The 16006-nt window shown below is 45.9% G+C and carries 11 protein-coding genes; 10 read left to right on the forward strand and 1 reads right to left on the reverse strand.

Going from position 1 to position 16006, the window contains the following annotated elements; translation table 11 throughout:
* Positions 1-198: 198 nt before the first annotated feature.
* The 4 genes from AC0LWN_RS11600 (at position 199) to AC0LWN_RS11615 (ending at position 5072) form a co-directional block, all read left to right on the forward strand.
* A complete protein-coding gene (locus tag AC0LWN_RS11600; RefSeq protein ID WP_474665506.1) occupies positions 199-1122 on the forward strand; it encodes an ABC transporter permease in 924 nt (307 codons plus the stop codon).
* A gap of 15 nt (positions 1123-1137) precedes the next feature.
* Positions 1138-2007, forward strand: a complete 870-nt coding sequence (locus AC0LWN_RS11605; RefSeq protein WP_474665346.1) for a carbohydrate ABC transporter permease — start codon at positions 1138-1140, stop codon at positions 2005-2007.
* Between the two features lie 32 nt (positions 2008-2039).
* Positions 2040-3716, forward strand: a complete 1677-nt coding sequence (locus tag AC0LWN_RS11610; protein WP_474665348.1) for a type 2 periplasmic-binding domain-containing protein — start codon at positions 2040-2042, stop codon at positions 3714-3716.
* Positions 3717-4337: 621 nt separating this feature from the next.
* On the forward strand, positions 4338-5072 hold the full coding sequence (locus AC0LWN_RS11615) for a Fic family protein (protein WP_474665350.1): 735 nt from the start codon (positions 4338-4340) through the stop codon (positions 5070-5072).
* Between the two features lie 41 nt (positions 5073-5113).
* Here AC0LWN_RS11615 and AC0LWN_RS11620 read toward each other — a convergent pair whose 3' ends face one another.
* On the reverse strand, positions 5114-5995 hold the full coding sequence (locus AC0LWN_RS11620; protein ID WP_474665352.1) for an AraC family transcriptional regulator: 882 nt from the start codon (positions 5993-5995) through the stop codon (positions 5114-5116).
* Positions 5996-6126: 131 nt separating this feature from the next.
* On the opposite strand from AC0LWN_RS11620, the gene AC0LWN_RS11625 reads away from it, so the two are divergent.
* The 6 genes from AC0LWN_RS11625 to AC0LWN_RS11650 all read left to right on the forward strand — a co-directional run bounded on the left by AC0LWN_RS11625 (position 6127) and on the right by AC0LWN_RS11650 (position 15933).
* Positions 6127-8196, forward strand: coding sequence for a glycoside hydrolase family 31 protein (locus AC0LWN_RS11625; RefSeq protein WP_474665354.1), 2070 nt, complete (start codon positions 6127-6129; stop codon positions 8194-8196).
* A gap of 29 nt (positions 8197-8225) precedes the next feature.
* Positions 8226-10634 carry a beta propeller repeat protein gene (locus tag AC0LWN_RS11630; protein ID WP_474665356.1) on the forward strand — a complete coding sequence of 803 codons (2409 nt, stop codon included), beginning with the start codon at positions 8226-8228 and terminating at the stop codon, positions 10632-10634.
* Between the two features lie 55 nt (positions 10635-10689).
* Entirely contained in the window at positions 10690-11433 is a 744-nt protein-coding gene (locus AC0LWN_RS11635; RefSeq protein WP_474665358.1) for a response regulator transcription factor, read from the forward strand.
* A gap of 9 nt (positions 11434-11442) precedes the next feature.
* Positions 11443-12708 (forward strand): HAMP domain-containing sensor histidine kinase, encoded by a 1266-nt coding sequence (locus AC0LWN_RS11640; protein ID WP_474665360.1) that lies wholly within the window; start codon positions 11443-11445, stop codon positions 12706-12708.
* A gap of 106 nt (positions 12709-12814) precedes the next feature.
* Positions 12815-13573, forward strand: coding sequence for an ABC transporter ATP-binding protein (locus tag AC0LWN_RS11645; RefSeq protein WP_474665362.1), 759 nt, complete (start codon positions 12815-12817; stop codon positions 13571-13573).
* Positions 13574-13575: 2 nt separating this feature from the next.
* On the forward strand, positions 13576-15933 hold the full coding sequence (locus tag AC0LWN_RS11650) for an ABC transporter permease (protein ID WP_474665364.1): 2358 nt from the start codon (positions 13576-13578) through the stop codon (positions 15931-15933).
* The last annotated feature ends 73 nt before the right edge of the window (positions 15934-16006 follow it).

Genomic DNA, 16006 nt, shown 5'->3' on the forward strand with positions numbered 1-16006 from the left:
AATATAATAAACCCTAAATTCCAAAAGAAAAGCCTAATGCGTCCGATAAAATGAAAGCGCTTATAAAGTGATTAAATCATTGGCTATGATGTTTAGATTGAGACATTTTAGAATGAAAGCGCCTTTGCTATCATGAACCTTGAAAAGAAACAGACTACAGGGAATGGTAAAAAGGGGGTAAGGGAAATTACTCAGGTGATGAATGCCCAAGCTAAAAAAAATCCGTGGAGAAAGGAAGTCAAGAAGCATTGGCCTTTATATGTGTTATGTCTCCCGGCCTTGATTTTTGTGCTGATCTTTGCCTACGGTCCGATGGTTGGTCTCGTCATAGCATTCCAGGACTACAAGCCCTGGCTTGGCATCACCCGCTCAGCCTGGATCGGGATGGATAACTTCGCGAGAATATTCCAGTACGAGGAATCGACGCAGGCCATCATCAACACTCTTATTATTGCAGTCATCAAGATCATCGTGGGGATTATCGTTCCAATTATCATGGCAATCCTGCTTAATGAAATCCGCCATGTCGGAACCAAGAAAAGCATTCAGACCTTGGTGTATCTGCCACACTTTCTGTCCTGGGTAACGATAGCAGGGATCATGATTGATATTCTGGGGCTTGACGGCGGGATTAATCATTTGCTGACCAGCATCTTTGGAACGAAGCCGATCTTCTTTCTTGGAGACCCGGCGTTATTCAGACCTACCATTATTATCAGCGACTTATGGAAAAACTTTGGATTTGGCATGATTGTCTATTTAGCCACCATTACAGGGATTGATCCTTCCTACTATGAAGCGGCTGAAATAGATGGTGCTTCGCGGAGACAACAGATCCGGCATGTTACGCTGCCCGGCATGATGCCGATGATCATTGTAATTGCCACGTTAAGTCTTGGCAGCGTTCTCGATGCGGGCTTTGACCAGATTTTCAACCTGTACAATCCGCTTGTATACAGCACGGGGGACATTATTGATACCTATGTGTACCGCTCATCCCTGCTGAACGGACAATATGGCTTCGGTACCGCCGTCGGCTTGTTCAAGTCAGGCATCAGCTTTATCTTGATCGTCATTTCCTACCGGATAGCCTATAAGGCCGCCAACTACAAAATTTTTTAGAAAGGAGGAAGGAGTGTGTATCATAAGTCCAAGGGGTATAAGGTATTCTCGGTATTTAATTATTTCTTTCTGATTCTCATCGCATTATCGTGTTTTCTGCCGCTGCTCCATTTGCTGGCGCAATCCTTCAGCAGCAAGGCGGCGGTCAACGGCAGCCTGGTATCCTTCTGGCCGGTTGATTTTAATACGGATGCTTATGCCAAAACATTTAGAAACTCGAATTTCACGGGCTCCATGCAAATTTCAGTGGTTAGAACGGTTCTGGGCACCTCAATCGGGATGCTGATCATTACGATGGCAGGTTATGCTTTATCCAAGGATTTTCGCGGGCGCAATGCGCTGATGTGGATTTTCGTATTCACGATGCTGTTCTCCGGCGGCTTGATTCCTTCTTATATCCTGGTCACTAAGCTTGGACTCAAGGACACGATTTGGTCGCTGGTGCTTCCGGGTGCTTTTGGAGCGTATAACCTGATCCTGATTATGAATTTTTTCAAAACGATTCCCAAAGCGCTCGAAGAGGCGGCATTCATTGATGGAGCTTCCTTCTTCGGTATTTTCCGCAAAATCTATCTTCCGCTGTCCCTCCCCGGCCTGGCTACCGTTGGCTTGTTTATCATGGTGGGGCACTGGAATTCATGGTTTGACGGGATCTTATATATGTCCAATACGACCAAGTATCCACTCGCCTCCTTTTTGCAGACGGTAGTTGTCCAGAGCAATGCCCAGAGCATGGCCATGAGCCAGTCAGAGGCGGCAGCGATGTCGGAGCAAAGCATAAAGGCCGCACAAATCTTCATCAGCACATTGCCGATTATTCTGGTGTACCCCTTCTTGCAGAGATATTTTGTCAAAGGGATTGTGCTGGGAGCCGTGAAGGAATAACCAAATTACTTAATAGAATAGGGGCCTAATTTATGAAAAAGACAGGAATAACGCTCTCCGCTTTACTGCTGATGACAGGACTGCTTGCAGGCTGTTCTTCGGACAATAAAGGGTCGAATTCGGCAGCCGAGGCAACGCTTAAAGACGGCAAATATGATCCGCCGATCAAGATCACCATCGCGAAGCAACTGGACGAAAATGCCGGCAAATATATCAATGGCGAAAGCCTGAACGATAATGTGCTGACCCGCTGGGGGACCAAGAATCTCGGGATCACTGTTGAAACGACGCTGCTGGGCGGTGATGCGGCTCAGTATAACACCAAGCTGCGGCTCGCGCTCACCGGCTCCGAGAAGCTCCCGGATGTTCTGCCTGTGTATGATACTTCGCTGGAGAATGATTTGATTCAATCAGGACTGGTCAAGGACATCACTGAAGACATCAAGAAATATATGCCGGACCGGTTAAAAGAAATCTATAAGCAGTATCCAACCACGTTCAATCCGGTGATCCAGGACGGCAAGGTGTACGGCATGGCGATTTCCCCCAACCTGACCGAAGGTGAAGTGATGCTGATCCGCCAGGATTGGCTGGATAAATTGAAGCTGAAAGCTCCAACGACGATTGATGAATTTGAAAAGGTAATTGCCGCCTTCACGAATGATGATCCGGACGGAAACGGCAAACAGGATACCTACGGGTTTGATTTCTCCGGTAAAGATTCATACAACACTGGTTGGGTCAGCGACCCGGTTATGATCTTCAGCGCATTTACCGGCAAGAATCTTCCGGGCTCATGGCATGAAGAGAACGGCAAACTTACCTACGGGTCGGTGGCGGAAGGCAATAAGGAAGCGCTGGCCAAACTCCGCGACTGGTATTCGAAGGGTTATTTGAATAAAGAATTGGCGACTCAGGGCGCTTGGGATGCTCTCGCTGACTTTACCGAAGGCAAAGCTGGGATTATTATTGGCCGTCCTTGGCTGTATGGCAGCGTGAAAGACGTTGAAGCCAATGTTAAGGGTGCGAAAATCAGCGCTTATCCAACGATCAATGGGGTTAGCGGAGACAAGACTTATCAATCGGGTCAATTGAATGACGGTGTGTTCATGTTCAATAAAGACTTCAATAATATGGAAGCGTTCTTCCTCTATTATGACAAGCTGTACGATGCCGCCTTTGGTACCGGGGACTTCAAATACGGTTATGCTCAAGGCTATGACTATGACATTGTGGACGGCAAGGTTACCTTTGACTCCAAGAAATTTAACACGCCTCTGGATGCTGTCCAAGGGGTAGGGAAGATGGCATTCACCAAAAATACGCCTAGTGTCGATGGTCCGGGGAAATCCTTCGATGAGCTTGCGAATGGCGCCAAGGCGGATACCGGAGTGCTGATGAGATCGGATGCACTGGATCAGACGATGAAGGACGGTTATGTGATTTCTTATAAGAACAGTGAGTCCTTGCTGCCAAGCGCGTTCAACGGTCCGCCAACCAAGACGATGCAAAGCTCATGGGAGCAGCTTACGACGATGGAAAAGGAAACCTTCACCAAGATTATCTACAGCAAGGAGCCGCTCAGCGCTTATGATGATTTTGTAAAACAATGGAACGAAAAAGGCGGTACCCAAATTACGGAAGAGGTCAACGCATGGTATGAAAACGCCAGCAAGGTGGATGTTATGTCCAATATGGGCTTGAATTGAGCCTCCAACACGGCTAAAGCCGTGGGATTCCTAGCTAGTTAACGCACGCAAGCCATTTCTGTTTTGTGCAGACTGCTAAGTCAAGAGCTAGCTCATTAGCTCGTCCTGGATCAGAGCCTATAGCTATCCAGGCTGATTGACTGTTACCATCAATCACAGGTGGGTGGTCAGATGTTTTAACGTCTTTGGCGTGACGGACTTCATAGATTTTACGCTCGGAAAGTCTTCTTTATGTCCGAGCAACCGCATATCTATGCTGTTTTCAAAAGAGCGAACACCTGTTTTGATTATATCAGATCAAACCATGTAGGACAATTAAGCTGTCCAAAGACAGTCCTTGTCCTAAGCCGATTCATCCCATGCCTGAAGACGTTGGGCTTTCTCGGCTATATACTGTAAGAGCTATCGGATTTGGGCGTTCCAGAGAACGGGTTGTAAATCTCCTATTCGTTTTATTTACGGCGCCGTTATATTCAGTTTAGCGATGTGTTCCTACACTACAAGCCCATGATTTCAGGAAGGCTAGTGCCGCCTCCAGGTTTGAATTGACTTCCGATACATAAAATGTGGTAATAATAATTAACAAGGTTTTATCAGATTATAGGGAGAGGAGTGGGCAGAGTGAAGTATCCAGAATTGCTGCGCAAAAAAGCCCTGTATGAACAGGCTAAAGACACACTCCCGGAAGTTACAGTCCAAAGCTATGTGCGGGCATTCGAACTGGAGTATACGCATAACTCCACAGCGATTGAAGGCAACACCTTGACGCTTCTGGAAACCAAGGTAATCCTGGAAGATGCCCTGTCTGTGGGCGGAAAAAGACTGCGGGAGATCTATGAGGTCATTAATCATAACAAGGCTTATCAGTATGTAAAGGCAAGCATTACACAGGGATTGCCCCTGGATGAAAACATCATTAAAGACATTCATGCCATTCTGATGGAAAATATTATGGTGGGCGGCATCTACCGGAATGTAGAAGTATATATTTCTGGAGCGGCCCACACGCCGCCTGTACCTAGTGAAATGTACCGCCAAGTGAAGAATTTTTATGCTGATTTGTCGGAAAGAGATGCCACCGACGTAATTGAGCTCGCGGCCTGGACGCATGCGGAGTTTGTCCGAATTCATCCGTTTGCGGATGGGAACGGGAGAACCTCACGGCTGATTATGAACTACCAACTGATGGTGAACGGCTTTTTACCTGTTTCCATTGCCAAAGAAAGCCGACTGGATTATTTTATTGCTCTGGAAGCCTATGCCGTGGATCGGAATTTGAAGCCCTTTGCTGATATGATCGCTTCGCTGGAGGAGGAGCAGCTTGACCGCTACCTGGGGATGATCGAAAAACGTTAAACGGAAGCAATCACATGACCAACATGTGGTTGCTTTTTCTATTAAACGCCTTCCCTCCGGTATTTACTCGGGGAGCATCCGATGGCTTTGAAGAATTCCCTGTTAAAATAGCTGATATTGTTAAAACCTACACTTTTCGCAATATCGGCAATTTTCCAATCCGTCTCCATTAGCAGCGAACAGCTTTGCAAAAGCCTGTAGCGTATGACGTAGGCAATGGGCGGCATGTTCATCACCTCCTTAAACGCATGGCAGAATTGCCCCTCGCTCATCGGAAGGATGTCGGCCAAATCTTTTAACGAAATCTCCTCTTTATAATTTGCCTGAATATAAGCCAGGACTGGCTGCATTCGCTCTATTTTATAGTTTTTGCTGTCTCTGGAGTGGGAGGCGGCAGGTGCTGCATTCTGGTAGCAGTAATGCCAGATTTCAAACAGCTTGCTTTTGAGCAGCAATTCGATGTCATGCAGGCCATAATCCTGCAGGGAGTCGATTTCCTTCATGCGTTCAATCACCGTTTGCTGCCATACCTCACCGCTTTTTAGAACCTTTTTAAATTCGATATCGCCCTTCAGGAGCGGATATACAAATTTGGAGTAGGCAGATCCCTGCTTGTTATCGCTGAACAGGTTCGGATGAAACACCACAACGCAGGCTTCGCAAGGCATCCCATCATATGATCTGGCAGCGTGAAGCTGATTTGATGGAACAAACAATCCTTCTCCCGCCATAACACAATATTCTTCATCCTCAATGGTATATACGATTGCGCCCTGGAGAACCACAAGAAACTCAAATTCATAATGCCAGTGAAGGAAAAAAAAGTTGCCTGCATTCGGAGGATAGCTTAAATGATGAATTGCAACCGGAAGAAGGGCTGTCCCGTGAACTGCTTTTTCTTTCAAGAACATTTTGGGCTTCATACTATCTCCTCTTTGTTTCGATAATCGGAATATTGTGTTAATCATTAGCAATTTACTTAAAGAATTGAGTGAAAACAATGAATATAATACAACTATAGCACCAAATTTTGTATGTTAGAAGGAGGGGCATAATGAAATTCAGCAGAATCGGAAATCGCTTGATCGGAAAATCGGGTGCAGAGACAATATGGATCGAACCTTGGGGCGAGAATTCCCTGCGCGTCCGAATGTCAAAAGAAGCCACGATGGACCCGAATGACTGGGCATTGCTGGACACGCCCGCCGCAACTTCGCTTGTTATCACCATTGATGAGATCGAACTGATTGAACCGTGGATACCAGAGTCAGAAAAGGCCAAGCGTACAGTCAAAAGTGAAATCGCTTCCATTCAAAATGGTGAAATCATTGCTTCCTTTAATGCGGAAGGCTGGCTCTCTTTTAGGAACAGTGACGGACAACTGCTTACGGAAGAATATTGGCGTGACAGAAACCGGATTGACCGGTACTGTGCTCCGCTGCGAATTGAAGGAAGAGAGCTGAAGCCTCTTACCGGCACAAGCGATTACAGGCTGACCTTACGTTTTGAAGCGTTTGAGGACGAGCAGATTTTCGGGCTTGGCCAATACCAGGAGAAGGTGCTGAACAAAAAAGGCGCAACGCTGGAGCTGGCCCACCGCAATTCCCAAGCCAGCGTTCCGTTTATGCTGTCCAGCCGCGGGTATGGGCTCTTGTGGAATAATCCGGCGATTGGAACGGTCACTTTTGGTACAAACCGTACGGAGTGGGTGGCAGAGAGTACGAAGAAGCTGGATTATTTCATTACCGCCGGGGCAACACCTGCACAAATCGAGGAGCAATATGCAAATGCTGTAGGGAAAGCGCCGATGATGCCTGAATACGGCTTGGGATTTTGGCAGTGCAAGCTTCGCTACCGCTCTCAAGAAGAACTGCTTAACGTAGCCAGAGAATATAAACGGCGCGGTCTTCCCCTTGACGTCATTGTGGTGGATTTCTTTCACTGGACGAAGCAAGGTGATTTCAAGTTCGAACCGAGAGACTGGCCTGATCCTGAAGCTATGATTGCAGAATTGAAGGAAATGGACATCGAGCTGATGGTATCGGTATGGCCGACCATAGATAGCCGCTCAGAGAACTATGGCCCTATGTCCAGCGAGGGATATTTAATCTCAGCCGATAGAGGTATGAACATTAATATGAACTGGATGGGGGAGACGGTCTTTTTTGACGCTACACATCCTGGGGCAAGAGATTATGTCTGGCAGGTGTGCAAAAAGAATTACTATGACAAGGGAGTCCGCTTATTCTGGCTCGACGAAGCTGAACCTGAGTACGGCCCTTACGATTTTGACCTCTACCGGTATTACCAGGGACCGGCGCTGCAGTGTACGAACATCTATCCTCTGATGTATGCCAAAGGTTATTATGATGGAATGACGGCGGAAGGCCAGGAGGGAGTCTGCAATCTGGTGCGCTCCGCTTGGGCAGGGGCTCAGCGGTATGGCGCGCTGATCTGGTCGGGGGACATTTCCTCTACCTTCAGAGCTATGAGGGAGCAATTGCAGATCGGCCTCAATATGGGGATCGCGGGGATTCCTTGGTGGACAACGGATATTGGGGGATTTTTGGGCGGACATGTTGAAGATCCCGGCTTTCAGGAGCTGCTGGTGCGCTGGTTTGCCTTTGGCGTGTTTACTCCTGTATTCCGTCTGCATGGGGAACGCGTTCCGCACATTGAACCCGAGCAGGCCGTTATTGACGGGGTAAGCCAGATGATGACCGGCAGCGATAATGAGATCTGGAGCTATGGTGAAGAGAATTATGAAATCATGAAAGCATATATTCTAATGCGCGAGAGACTGCGTCCTTATATTAGAGAGTGCATGGCAGTGGCCCATGAAAAAGGATCGCCAGTTATGCGCACGATGTTCTACGAATTCCCTGAAGATGCGGCGTGCTGGACTGCGGATTCGCAGTATATGTTTGGCCCGGATATTCTGGTAGCTCCTATATTCGAACTGGGACAGCGGAGCCGGGAAGTATACCTTCCCAAGCACCAAAGCTGGAAAAACGCCAAAACGAATGAGGTCCTGCAAGGCGGCCAAACCGTTACCGTCGATGCGCCGGTCAATGAAATTCCGTTGTTCGTAAGAGCGGATAAGAGCCTTCCTATTTATGAATAGCGCCGTTAGCCCTGAAAGGAGATATAGGAATGCTAAAGGAAAGTGGAAAATACAGCTATAAGTCGATATCCGTGCCGGGAGGCGGATTTGTTACCGGATTTGTTTTTCATCCTACGGTCCCGGATATTTTGTATTGCCGAACGGATATCGGCGGTACTTATCGGTTCGATTTCCAGAATAAATCCTGGGTATCGCTGATCGATCATGCAACCGATCCGAATATGTGGGAAACCTACCCCCTTGCCATTGCGCTTGACCGGCAAAACCCAAGCTACATTTATGTCATGGTAGGGCTGTATCCTACGCATAAAATTGCTTTTTCCGATGACTACGGTGCACATTGGGTGTACTTCGACCCCCCTGTTATTGACGAACAAGGGAATACGGCGACGATTCATGGAAATGCCCCAGGCCGTTCCACGGGGGAGCGGTTGGTTGTAGATCCAAATGACTCGAATATTCTGTATATGGGTACGATGGAAGATGGCTTATGGAAAACTGTGGACCGCTGCAAAACCTGGACCAGGCTTGCGGTAGCTTCTCCGGGTAAAGTCCCGGAAACGAATATCGCTTTTGTAGAAATTGATTCTACCAGCGGTGTTAGGGGCAGTGCCTCCAAGCGGATTGTCGTGGCTACGAGCGGCCAGCAAGGCTCCCCCGGTAACAACGTTCGCGGGCAGAGCGTGTATATCAGCCATGATTCGGGAGTCACCTTTCAGCCTTTAGCAGGAGAACCGTCACCGGTTATTGGCGGCTCTACGGATTATCCCGGGTATGTGGGACAACGGGCTGCTTTTAGCGGAAAATACTTATATATTTCTTATGCCGCGTATAACATTGGATGGTCGAATTGGAACAGCTATGGCTGCGATACGGGAAAATGTTATGATGGAGCTCTTGTCCGCTATGAGCTGGATAGCAATGGAGATGTCGTAGAAGCGCTGGATGTTACACCTCTGAGCATCGTGGAACCTCATTTCCATGACCCGGAGGCGCCGGAGCGCAGGCGGGGTTACGGGATTAGCGGAATCTGTGTAGATTCACAAATTCCAGGAACCTTGATCTGCTCGACGATCACGGCCTCACCGGACACGATTTATCGTTCTACCGATTATGGACTGACGTGGAAGCCGATCATGTCGGGGCTGAATATCGGGAAGATTGATTTTAATGTGTCTTATCAGAAGCCCGAATATAACGGCAATGATTCCCTGATCCACTGGATGGCAGATGTGAAAATCAATCCGTTCAACAGCGATATGGCGCTGTTTAATACCGGTGCCGGCATATTTATGACGATGGACTTGACTGGGGCGGATCAGGATGAGACAGTGACCTGGGCTTGCTGCGATACAGGCGTCGAAGAAACCGTTCACTTGAACATTTACTCTCCACCGGCTGGTGATGTTCAATTGATTGATATCATTGGCGATTATGGCGGCTTTGTATTTACCGATCTGGATCAGCCGGCGGAGAATACTTTTGCCAACCATAATCAAGACAGATGGATTACGGCCATGAACGCGGATTATCCCGACAGCAATCCTAATCTGTTAGTGACAACACCCCGAGGGAACTGGAAAGGGAAGACCAAAGGGGGGCTGATCCTGTCGAGGGATCAAGGCCGCACATGGGAGCAATTAAGCAATCCTGTTGGCCTTGGTGAAGCTGTGGATTACTGGGTCCGTTACTTGCAGACACCTAACGTGACCTCGGGCTGGACTGCCATATCTGCCGACGGAAGGGCGATTCTCTGGGTGCTGGGACTTCCGGTGTATGCATCCAGATTGGTCTATACGCATAACTTCGGAGAGACCTGGAATAAGTCTCAAGTATATGATCGGGAAGGGAACATTCTTGATCGGGATTCGTTGCCCTTTAAGGTTATGTCTGATCGTGTTAATCCTGAACTTTTCTACGGTTTTAGTGACAACACCAATGGTAAGGGATTCTATGTCAGTCTGGACAAGGGCAAAAGCTTTCATCAACTGAAAGCGCCGGATGGATTTCCTGAAGTTGATCTTGCCGGGATCGACAGTGAGCAGCATTACGAGATTAGGCTCGAGTCCGGCAAAGAAGGGGTAATCTGGATGGCTATGCAGCAGTATGGGCTTTGGCGGGTGGCCTATGATCGTGCGCAGCATGTCTTTTCTGGGCATAGAGTTTCGAGGGCTGGCGACGTGATCAAAAGAATCGGGCTTGGCAAGCCAAGCGAAGGAAGCGATATCCAAACGCTGTTCACCAGCGGAACGATCCAAGGAGAGTATGGCTTCTATCGTTCCCATGATGGGGGCGCAAGCTGGAAGCGGATTAATGACGACAACCATCAATACGGTGATATCCGCTCCATAACAGGCGACCCGAGAGTGTTCGGACGGATTTACGTTGCAACCGGTACAAGAGGGTTAGTGTATGGTGATATTATTTGGGAAGAGTAAATAGGATTTAATCCAGAAGACGCTTTGGGACCTCTTCCCCAAGGTGTCTTTAATTTTGGCGCTCTATTCTACATGGTATAATAGCTTTTGTTATTCAAGTTATATTTGTGGAGGAAAATGGATGATTAAATACGACTGTCTAATCGTTGATGATGAAGAAGCGCTGTCGAAAAGCACCTGCGAATACTTGAATATGTGCGGAGTGAAAACCTTTTGGGCAGCAGATGAACAGGCGTGCTTTGATTTTTTTGCAGAGCATGAAGCCGACTTAGTCCTGCTGGATATTAATATTGGGGAGCAATCCTCCGGATTTGAAATATGCAAAAAACTGCGGAATTCGACGAATATACCTATTTTGTTCATAAGTGCACGAACAAGTGACGATGATGTGCTGCTTGCCCTAAATATCGGTGGAGACGACTATATCCAGAAGCCGTATGCACTCAGCATTATTTTGGCTAAAGTAAAAGCGGTATTGAAAAGGTATAGGGGCGATGTTGAGGTTTTAAGCTTTGGGAGCTTTAAAATGGATCTTGTTACGGAAAAGCTCTGGAACGATGGCAGCGAAATTAAATTAAAGGCTATGGAATACAAGCTGCTTGCCTATTTAATCCAGAACAAAAACCGCCCTCTTGCCAAAGAGGAATTGTTCTCTAACGTTTGGAACGACGCTATCACCAGTGATGGAACCCTAAATGTCCACATCCGTAAGCTGCGGGAGAAAATTGAGGTAAACCCAAATGAGCCGCGCTATATTAAGACGATATGGGGAACCGGTTATGTATTTGAGGCCAACTAGGGGTGGAAGATGAACATCAAAAAGATAACGGGCTTGGCGGTAGCCATTCTATTCATTGGCATCAGTGTAATTCTTTTTGTTTTTCGCAGCTTAAATGAAGCAGGAATTGATGTTGTTGCTGTGAATGATATTACACAATCGCTTGTTGAGCATTGGGACAGTCTGGACCAGTCAGACTTGCCAGGACGTCAATACAGCCTGGAATATACTGTACTGGATAGCCGTGGGGAGCTGATCGGGGCCACAAGGCGCGGATTAAGTGAGGATGTTAACTCTGCCATCAATAATCGGGATACGATTGTGGATATTACGCGGGATGGCACGGTTTTGGGAAAAATAATTATTTTTAATAATACAAGTGAGCTGTGGATGCAATACAGGGATAACCTGCTTATTCTTTTTGGAGTAATCATGTTTTTTATCATTTTGTTTTGTCTTATCTATGCGGAATACATCGACAGATCAATTTTTCGTCCGTTTCGTAAGCTGCAGGCCTTTGCACGTCATGTGGCAGAGGGCAAGCTGGACATGCCGCTCGAAATGGAAAAAGGCAATGGGTTCGGTGCATTCGCAGAAAGCTTCGACTTAATGAGAGAGGAGCTTGCGAAAGCGCGCGAGAACGAAAGAATAGCCAATCAGAGCAAAAAGGAGCTGGTAGCCTCACTCAGCCATGATATAAAAACACCAGTCGCCTCCATCAAGGCTGTCTCCGAGGTAATGATTATGAAATCTGCTAATGAAGATGACATCAGCCAGCTTGAAGTAATTAATTCAAAAGCTGACCAGATCAATACACTGATCACAAATATGTTCACTGCCACATTAGAAGAGTTACAGGAGCTGAACGTTACAGTAACGGAGGAGTCAAGTGCTGTGCTGGGGGATGTAATCAAAAATGTTGACTATAATAACAGGGCTACTATATCGTCTATCCCTGAATGTATTGTGCTCGTAGATATGCTGCGGCTGTTGCAGGTCATTGACAATGTAATAAGCAACTCCTACAAATACGCAGGTACATCCATTGGTGTAATGGCAAGCATCAAAGGGAAATATCTGGAGATCGAGTTCAAGGACTACGGACATGGGGTCTCCCGGGAGGAAATCCCGCTGTTATTCAATAAGTTCTATCGTGCCAAAAATTCGGTGGGCAAAAGCGGAACAGGGCTTGGCTTGTACATATCCAAATATCTGATGAACAAAATGTCCGGAGATATCAATTGCAGGAATATGGATGGCGGCTTTGCGGTGATCTTAAGATTACATATCGCGTAAAAAGATTTTAGAATTGGTTAAGAACTGATTAAAGACCCGTTAAGAATATATAAGCTAAGATAAGACTGTAAATAGAACAGTCTTATTTTTATTAGGGGGGCAAATTATGAGTCAAGTAATTATCACAACCGATAAGCTTAGCAAATCGTTTTCAAGCGGAGGCATGCAGCAGCATGTTCTTAAAAATCTTGATTTGGAGATATTGTCCGGGGACTTCACTGTCATCATGGGTTCATCCGGCGCGGGGAAATCCACGCTCATGTATGCCTTATCGGGTATGGATAAGCCGACGCTCGGCTCCATTACATACTTGGACCAGGAAATCGCCAAGCTGTCCAATGATAAGCTGGCGGTTTTTCGCAGATTAAATTGCGGATTTGTATTTCAGCAAATGTTCCTGCTCGATAATATGAGTATCTTGGATAATGTTATTGCCGCAGGACTGCTTGTTAGTAAAGACAGAAAATCTATCACTGCAAGAGCAAAAGAGCTGCTTACGCAGGTTGGATTAACCGAAACGATTTGGCGGAAATTTCCTACCCAATTATCTGGCGGAGAAGCGCAGCGTGCTGCGATTGTGCGTGCATTAATCAACCAGCCAAAGGTTGTTTTTGCCGATGAACCTACAGGTGCCCTTAACTCCGCGTCCGGTAAAGCGGTGCTTGATGTGCTGACCGACCTGAACAGCAAAGGGCAAAGCATCATTATGGTTACCCATGATTTGAAATCTGCAAGAAGAGGAAACCGGATTTTATATATGCGTGACGGTGTTATTCATGGCATTTGCAACTTGGGCAAATACGTAAGCGGCGACAGGGAGCGGCACGACAAGCTTCAGGCCTTCCTCTCTGAAATGGGGTGGTGAATTTGCGGAAATTAGTTATGCTCAGCTTTGCAAATATACGAAAAACCAAAGGACACACGGTTTCACTGTTGCTAATGTTCCTCATTGCCGGATTGCTGTTAAATGCGGGCTCGCTCGTGTTTGTGAATTTTGGCAGTTTTTTTGAAAAAGTCACCAAAGAGCTTAAGACAACTGATGTGTACTATATCATGCCAAGTCATTTATATAACGGAGAGGTAGATAAGTACATCAGAAATAATAAAAATGTATCAAACATGCAAAAAGAGGAAGCAATATGGGCTCAGGCATCCATCCCTTATAATGATGATACACGCGAGATGAGTTTTATTCTAAATGATGCAGATAAAGAACGTGATTTCTCCAAATGGAAATTTGTTGGCGAGCATTTACCGCCTGATTCAATGTCGATTTATGTGCCGTATGTATTGAATATTGACGGTGGCTACAAGCTGAATGACAAAGTTGAAATGAAATTTGATGATGCAGCCCTTACATTTACAATAAAAGGATTTACAGAAGATGCCTTCTTCAGTTCTCTTGATACTATAAATTTAGGAACTTATTTGCCCCATGAAACCTATGAAAAAGTTGTACAAAAGCTGGGTGACAAATATAGTGCAACACTTATTTTTGCTGATCTTAATAAAGTAAATAATGAAGTTGAAACAGGGATAAGAGAATTAGTACAAACAGATCAAAAGGCTACTCTTTCTATGGTAGAAGATACCAGCACATTGTCCAGCTTGGATATAGAACGGTTGAGAACGTCCCGTACTTTTATGTCAAGTATGGTGTCGGTAATGGCGATGGCTTTCGCTTTTATTATCGCAATCGTATGCCTTATTGTGGTCCGGTTCAGAATTGGGAACAGCATAGAGGAAGATATGAGCAAAATCGGGTCTTTAAGGGCGATCGGGTACACCAGCAGACAAATTATATTGTCAATTGTAATGCAGTACATGCTTATTGCCTTGGTTGGCAGTATAGCAGGCATATCGTTATCCTATTTAACAACGCCAGTACTTTCTGATATTTTTGCACATCAATCCGGGCTCATGTGGGTGCAAGGCTTCGATGGAGCAATCAGCAGTATTATTCTATGTACAATTTTATTCGTTGTTATCATTGTTTCTTTCATTTCTTCGGGACGAATTCGTAAGCTTAATCCGATTGTAGCCTTAAGGGGAGGAATCACAACCCATAACTTCAGAAAAAATTATTTGCCGCTTCATAAGTCAATAGGCAGCCTGCCGGTCGTTCTCGGGTTTAAATCCATGCTGCAAAGCAGGAAGCACAGCTTCATGATTGGAGTTATCCTTGCTGCTGTATCTTTTGCCAGTACATTTGGTGCTGTGATGTTTTATAACACCGTCATTGATACAAAGGCATTTGCAAAGACTCCCGGAGTCGAACTTTCAAATGCGGTGGCTGTTTTGAATTCGGATAAGGATCAACCAAAGCTTGTTGATAACATTAAAAACATGAAGAATGTAAGAAAAGTCCAGTATATTGATGAGTCCAAAGTTAAAATAGAGAACTATGATGTAACTGCTTATGTGATGGAGGATTTTTCTACAAAAGAAACGAATACCGTCTATAAGGGCAGATATCCGCTCCACAGCAATGAAGTTGTACTTGCTGGTATCTTAGCGGATAAGATGGACAAAAAGATCGGTGACCGTGTAATGATAAAAGTCGGCGCTAAGCAGGCCGAATATATGATCACAGGCTTATCTCAAGGTGCGAGTATGGGCGGAATGAATGTGTCTATAAGATGGGACGGCATCCTTAAGGTTAACCCGGACTTTAAACAGATGAGCCTGCAAATCTATTTGAACAAAAATAGTAAAGCTGATGAATTTGTAAACAAGCTTGAAAGCGACTATGGAGATTCAATCGTAACATCAGTAGATATGGATAAAATTATGGACGATGGCATGGGCATGTACATATCGATTGTCTCGAAGCTTGGTATTGGTATGATGGTTATAACCATAGTTGTCGTGATTCTGGTTCTGTATTTTGTTATTAATTCATCGGTTATTCGTAAGAAACGTGAACTGGGTATACAAAAAGCAATTGGTTTTACAACCTTCCAGCTAATGAATCAGCTCTCGCTTGGTTTTTTGCCGCCTATCATTATAGGCGTATTGCTCGGAAGCGCAACTGGAGTTACCCTAACCAACCCACTCATGTCAGTGGCGATGCGTACTATGGGGATTATGAAGGCGAATTTTACTATCACGACGTCGTGGATTAGTTTGTTTGGAGTGGCAATTGTCATTATTGCCTACTTGACCTCGATGCTGATTACGTATCGCATTCGTAAAATATCCGCGTATGCTTTAGTAAGCGAGTAAGTTCAGGATAATGGTAACAGCTAGGTCATTCATTAAAGACGCTCTGGGCAGCTTCCCCAAAGCGTCTTTATTT

This window comes from Paenibacillus sp. sgz302115, from assembly GCF_056120445.1.

Bases quoted from the DNA above. Each gene is read 5' to 3' on its own strand.
- AC0LWN_RS11620 (WP_474665352.1), bottom strand. From the start codon at position 5,995: ATGAAGCCCAAAATGTTCTTGAAAGAAAAAGCAGTTCACGGGACAGCC.
- AC0LWN_RS11640 (WP_474665360.1), top strand. From the start codon at position 11,443: ATGAACATCAAAAAGATAACGGGCTTGGCGGTAGCCATTCTATTCATT.
- AC0LWN_RS11625 (WP_474665354.1), top strand. From the start codon at position 6,127: ATGAAATTCAGCAGAATCGGAAATCGCTTGATCGGAAAATCGGGTGCA.
- AC0LWN_RS11630 (WP_474665356.1), top strand. From the start codon at position 8,226: ATGCTAAAGGAAAGTGGAAAATACAGCTATAAGTCGATATCCGTGCCG.
- AC0LWN_RS11645 (WP_474665362.1), top strand. From the start codon at position 12,815: ATGAGTCAAGTAATTATCACAACCGATAAGCTTAGCAAATCGTTTTCA.
- AC0LWN_RS11610 (WP_474665348.1), top strand. From the start codon at position 2,040: ATGAAAAAGACAGGAATAACGCTCTCCGCTTTACTGCTGATGACAGGA.
- AC0LWN_RS11600 (WP_474665506.1), top strand. From the start codon at position 199: ATGAATGCCCAAGCTAAAAAAAATCCGTGGAGAAAGGAAGTCAAGAAG.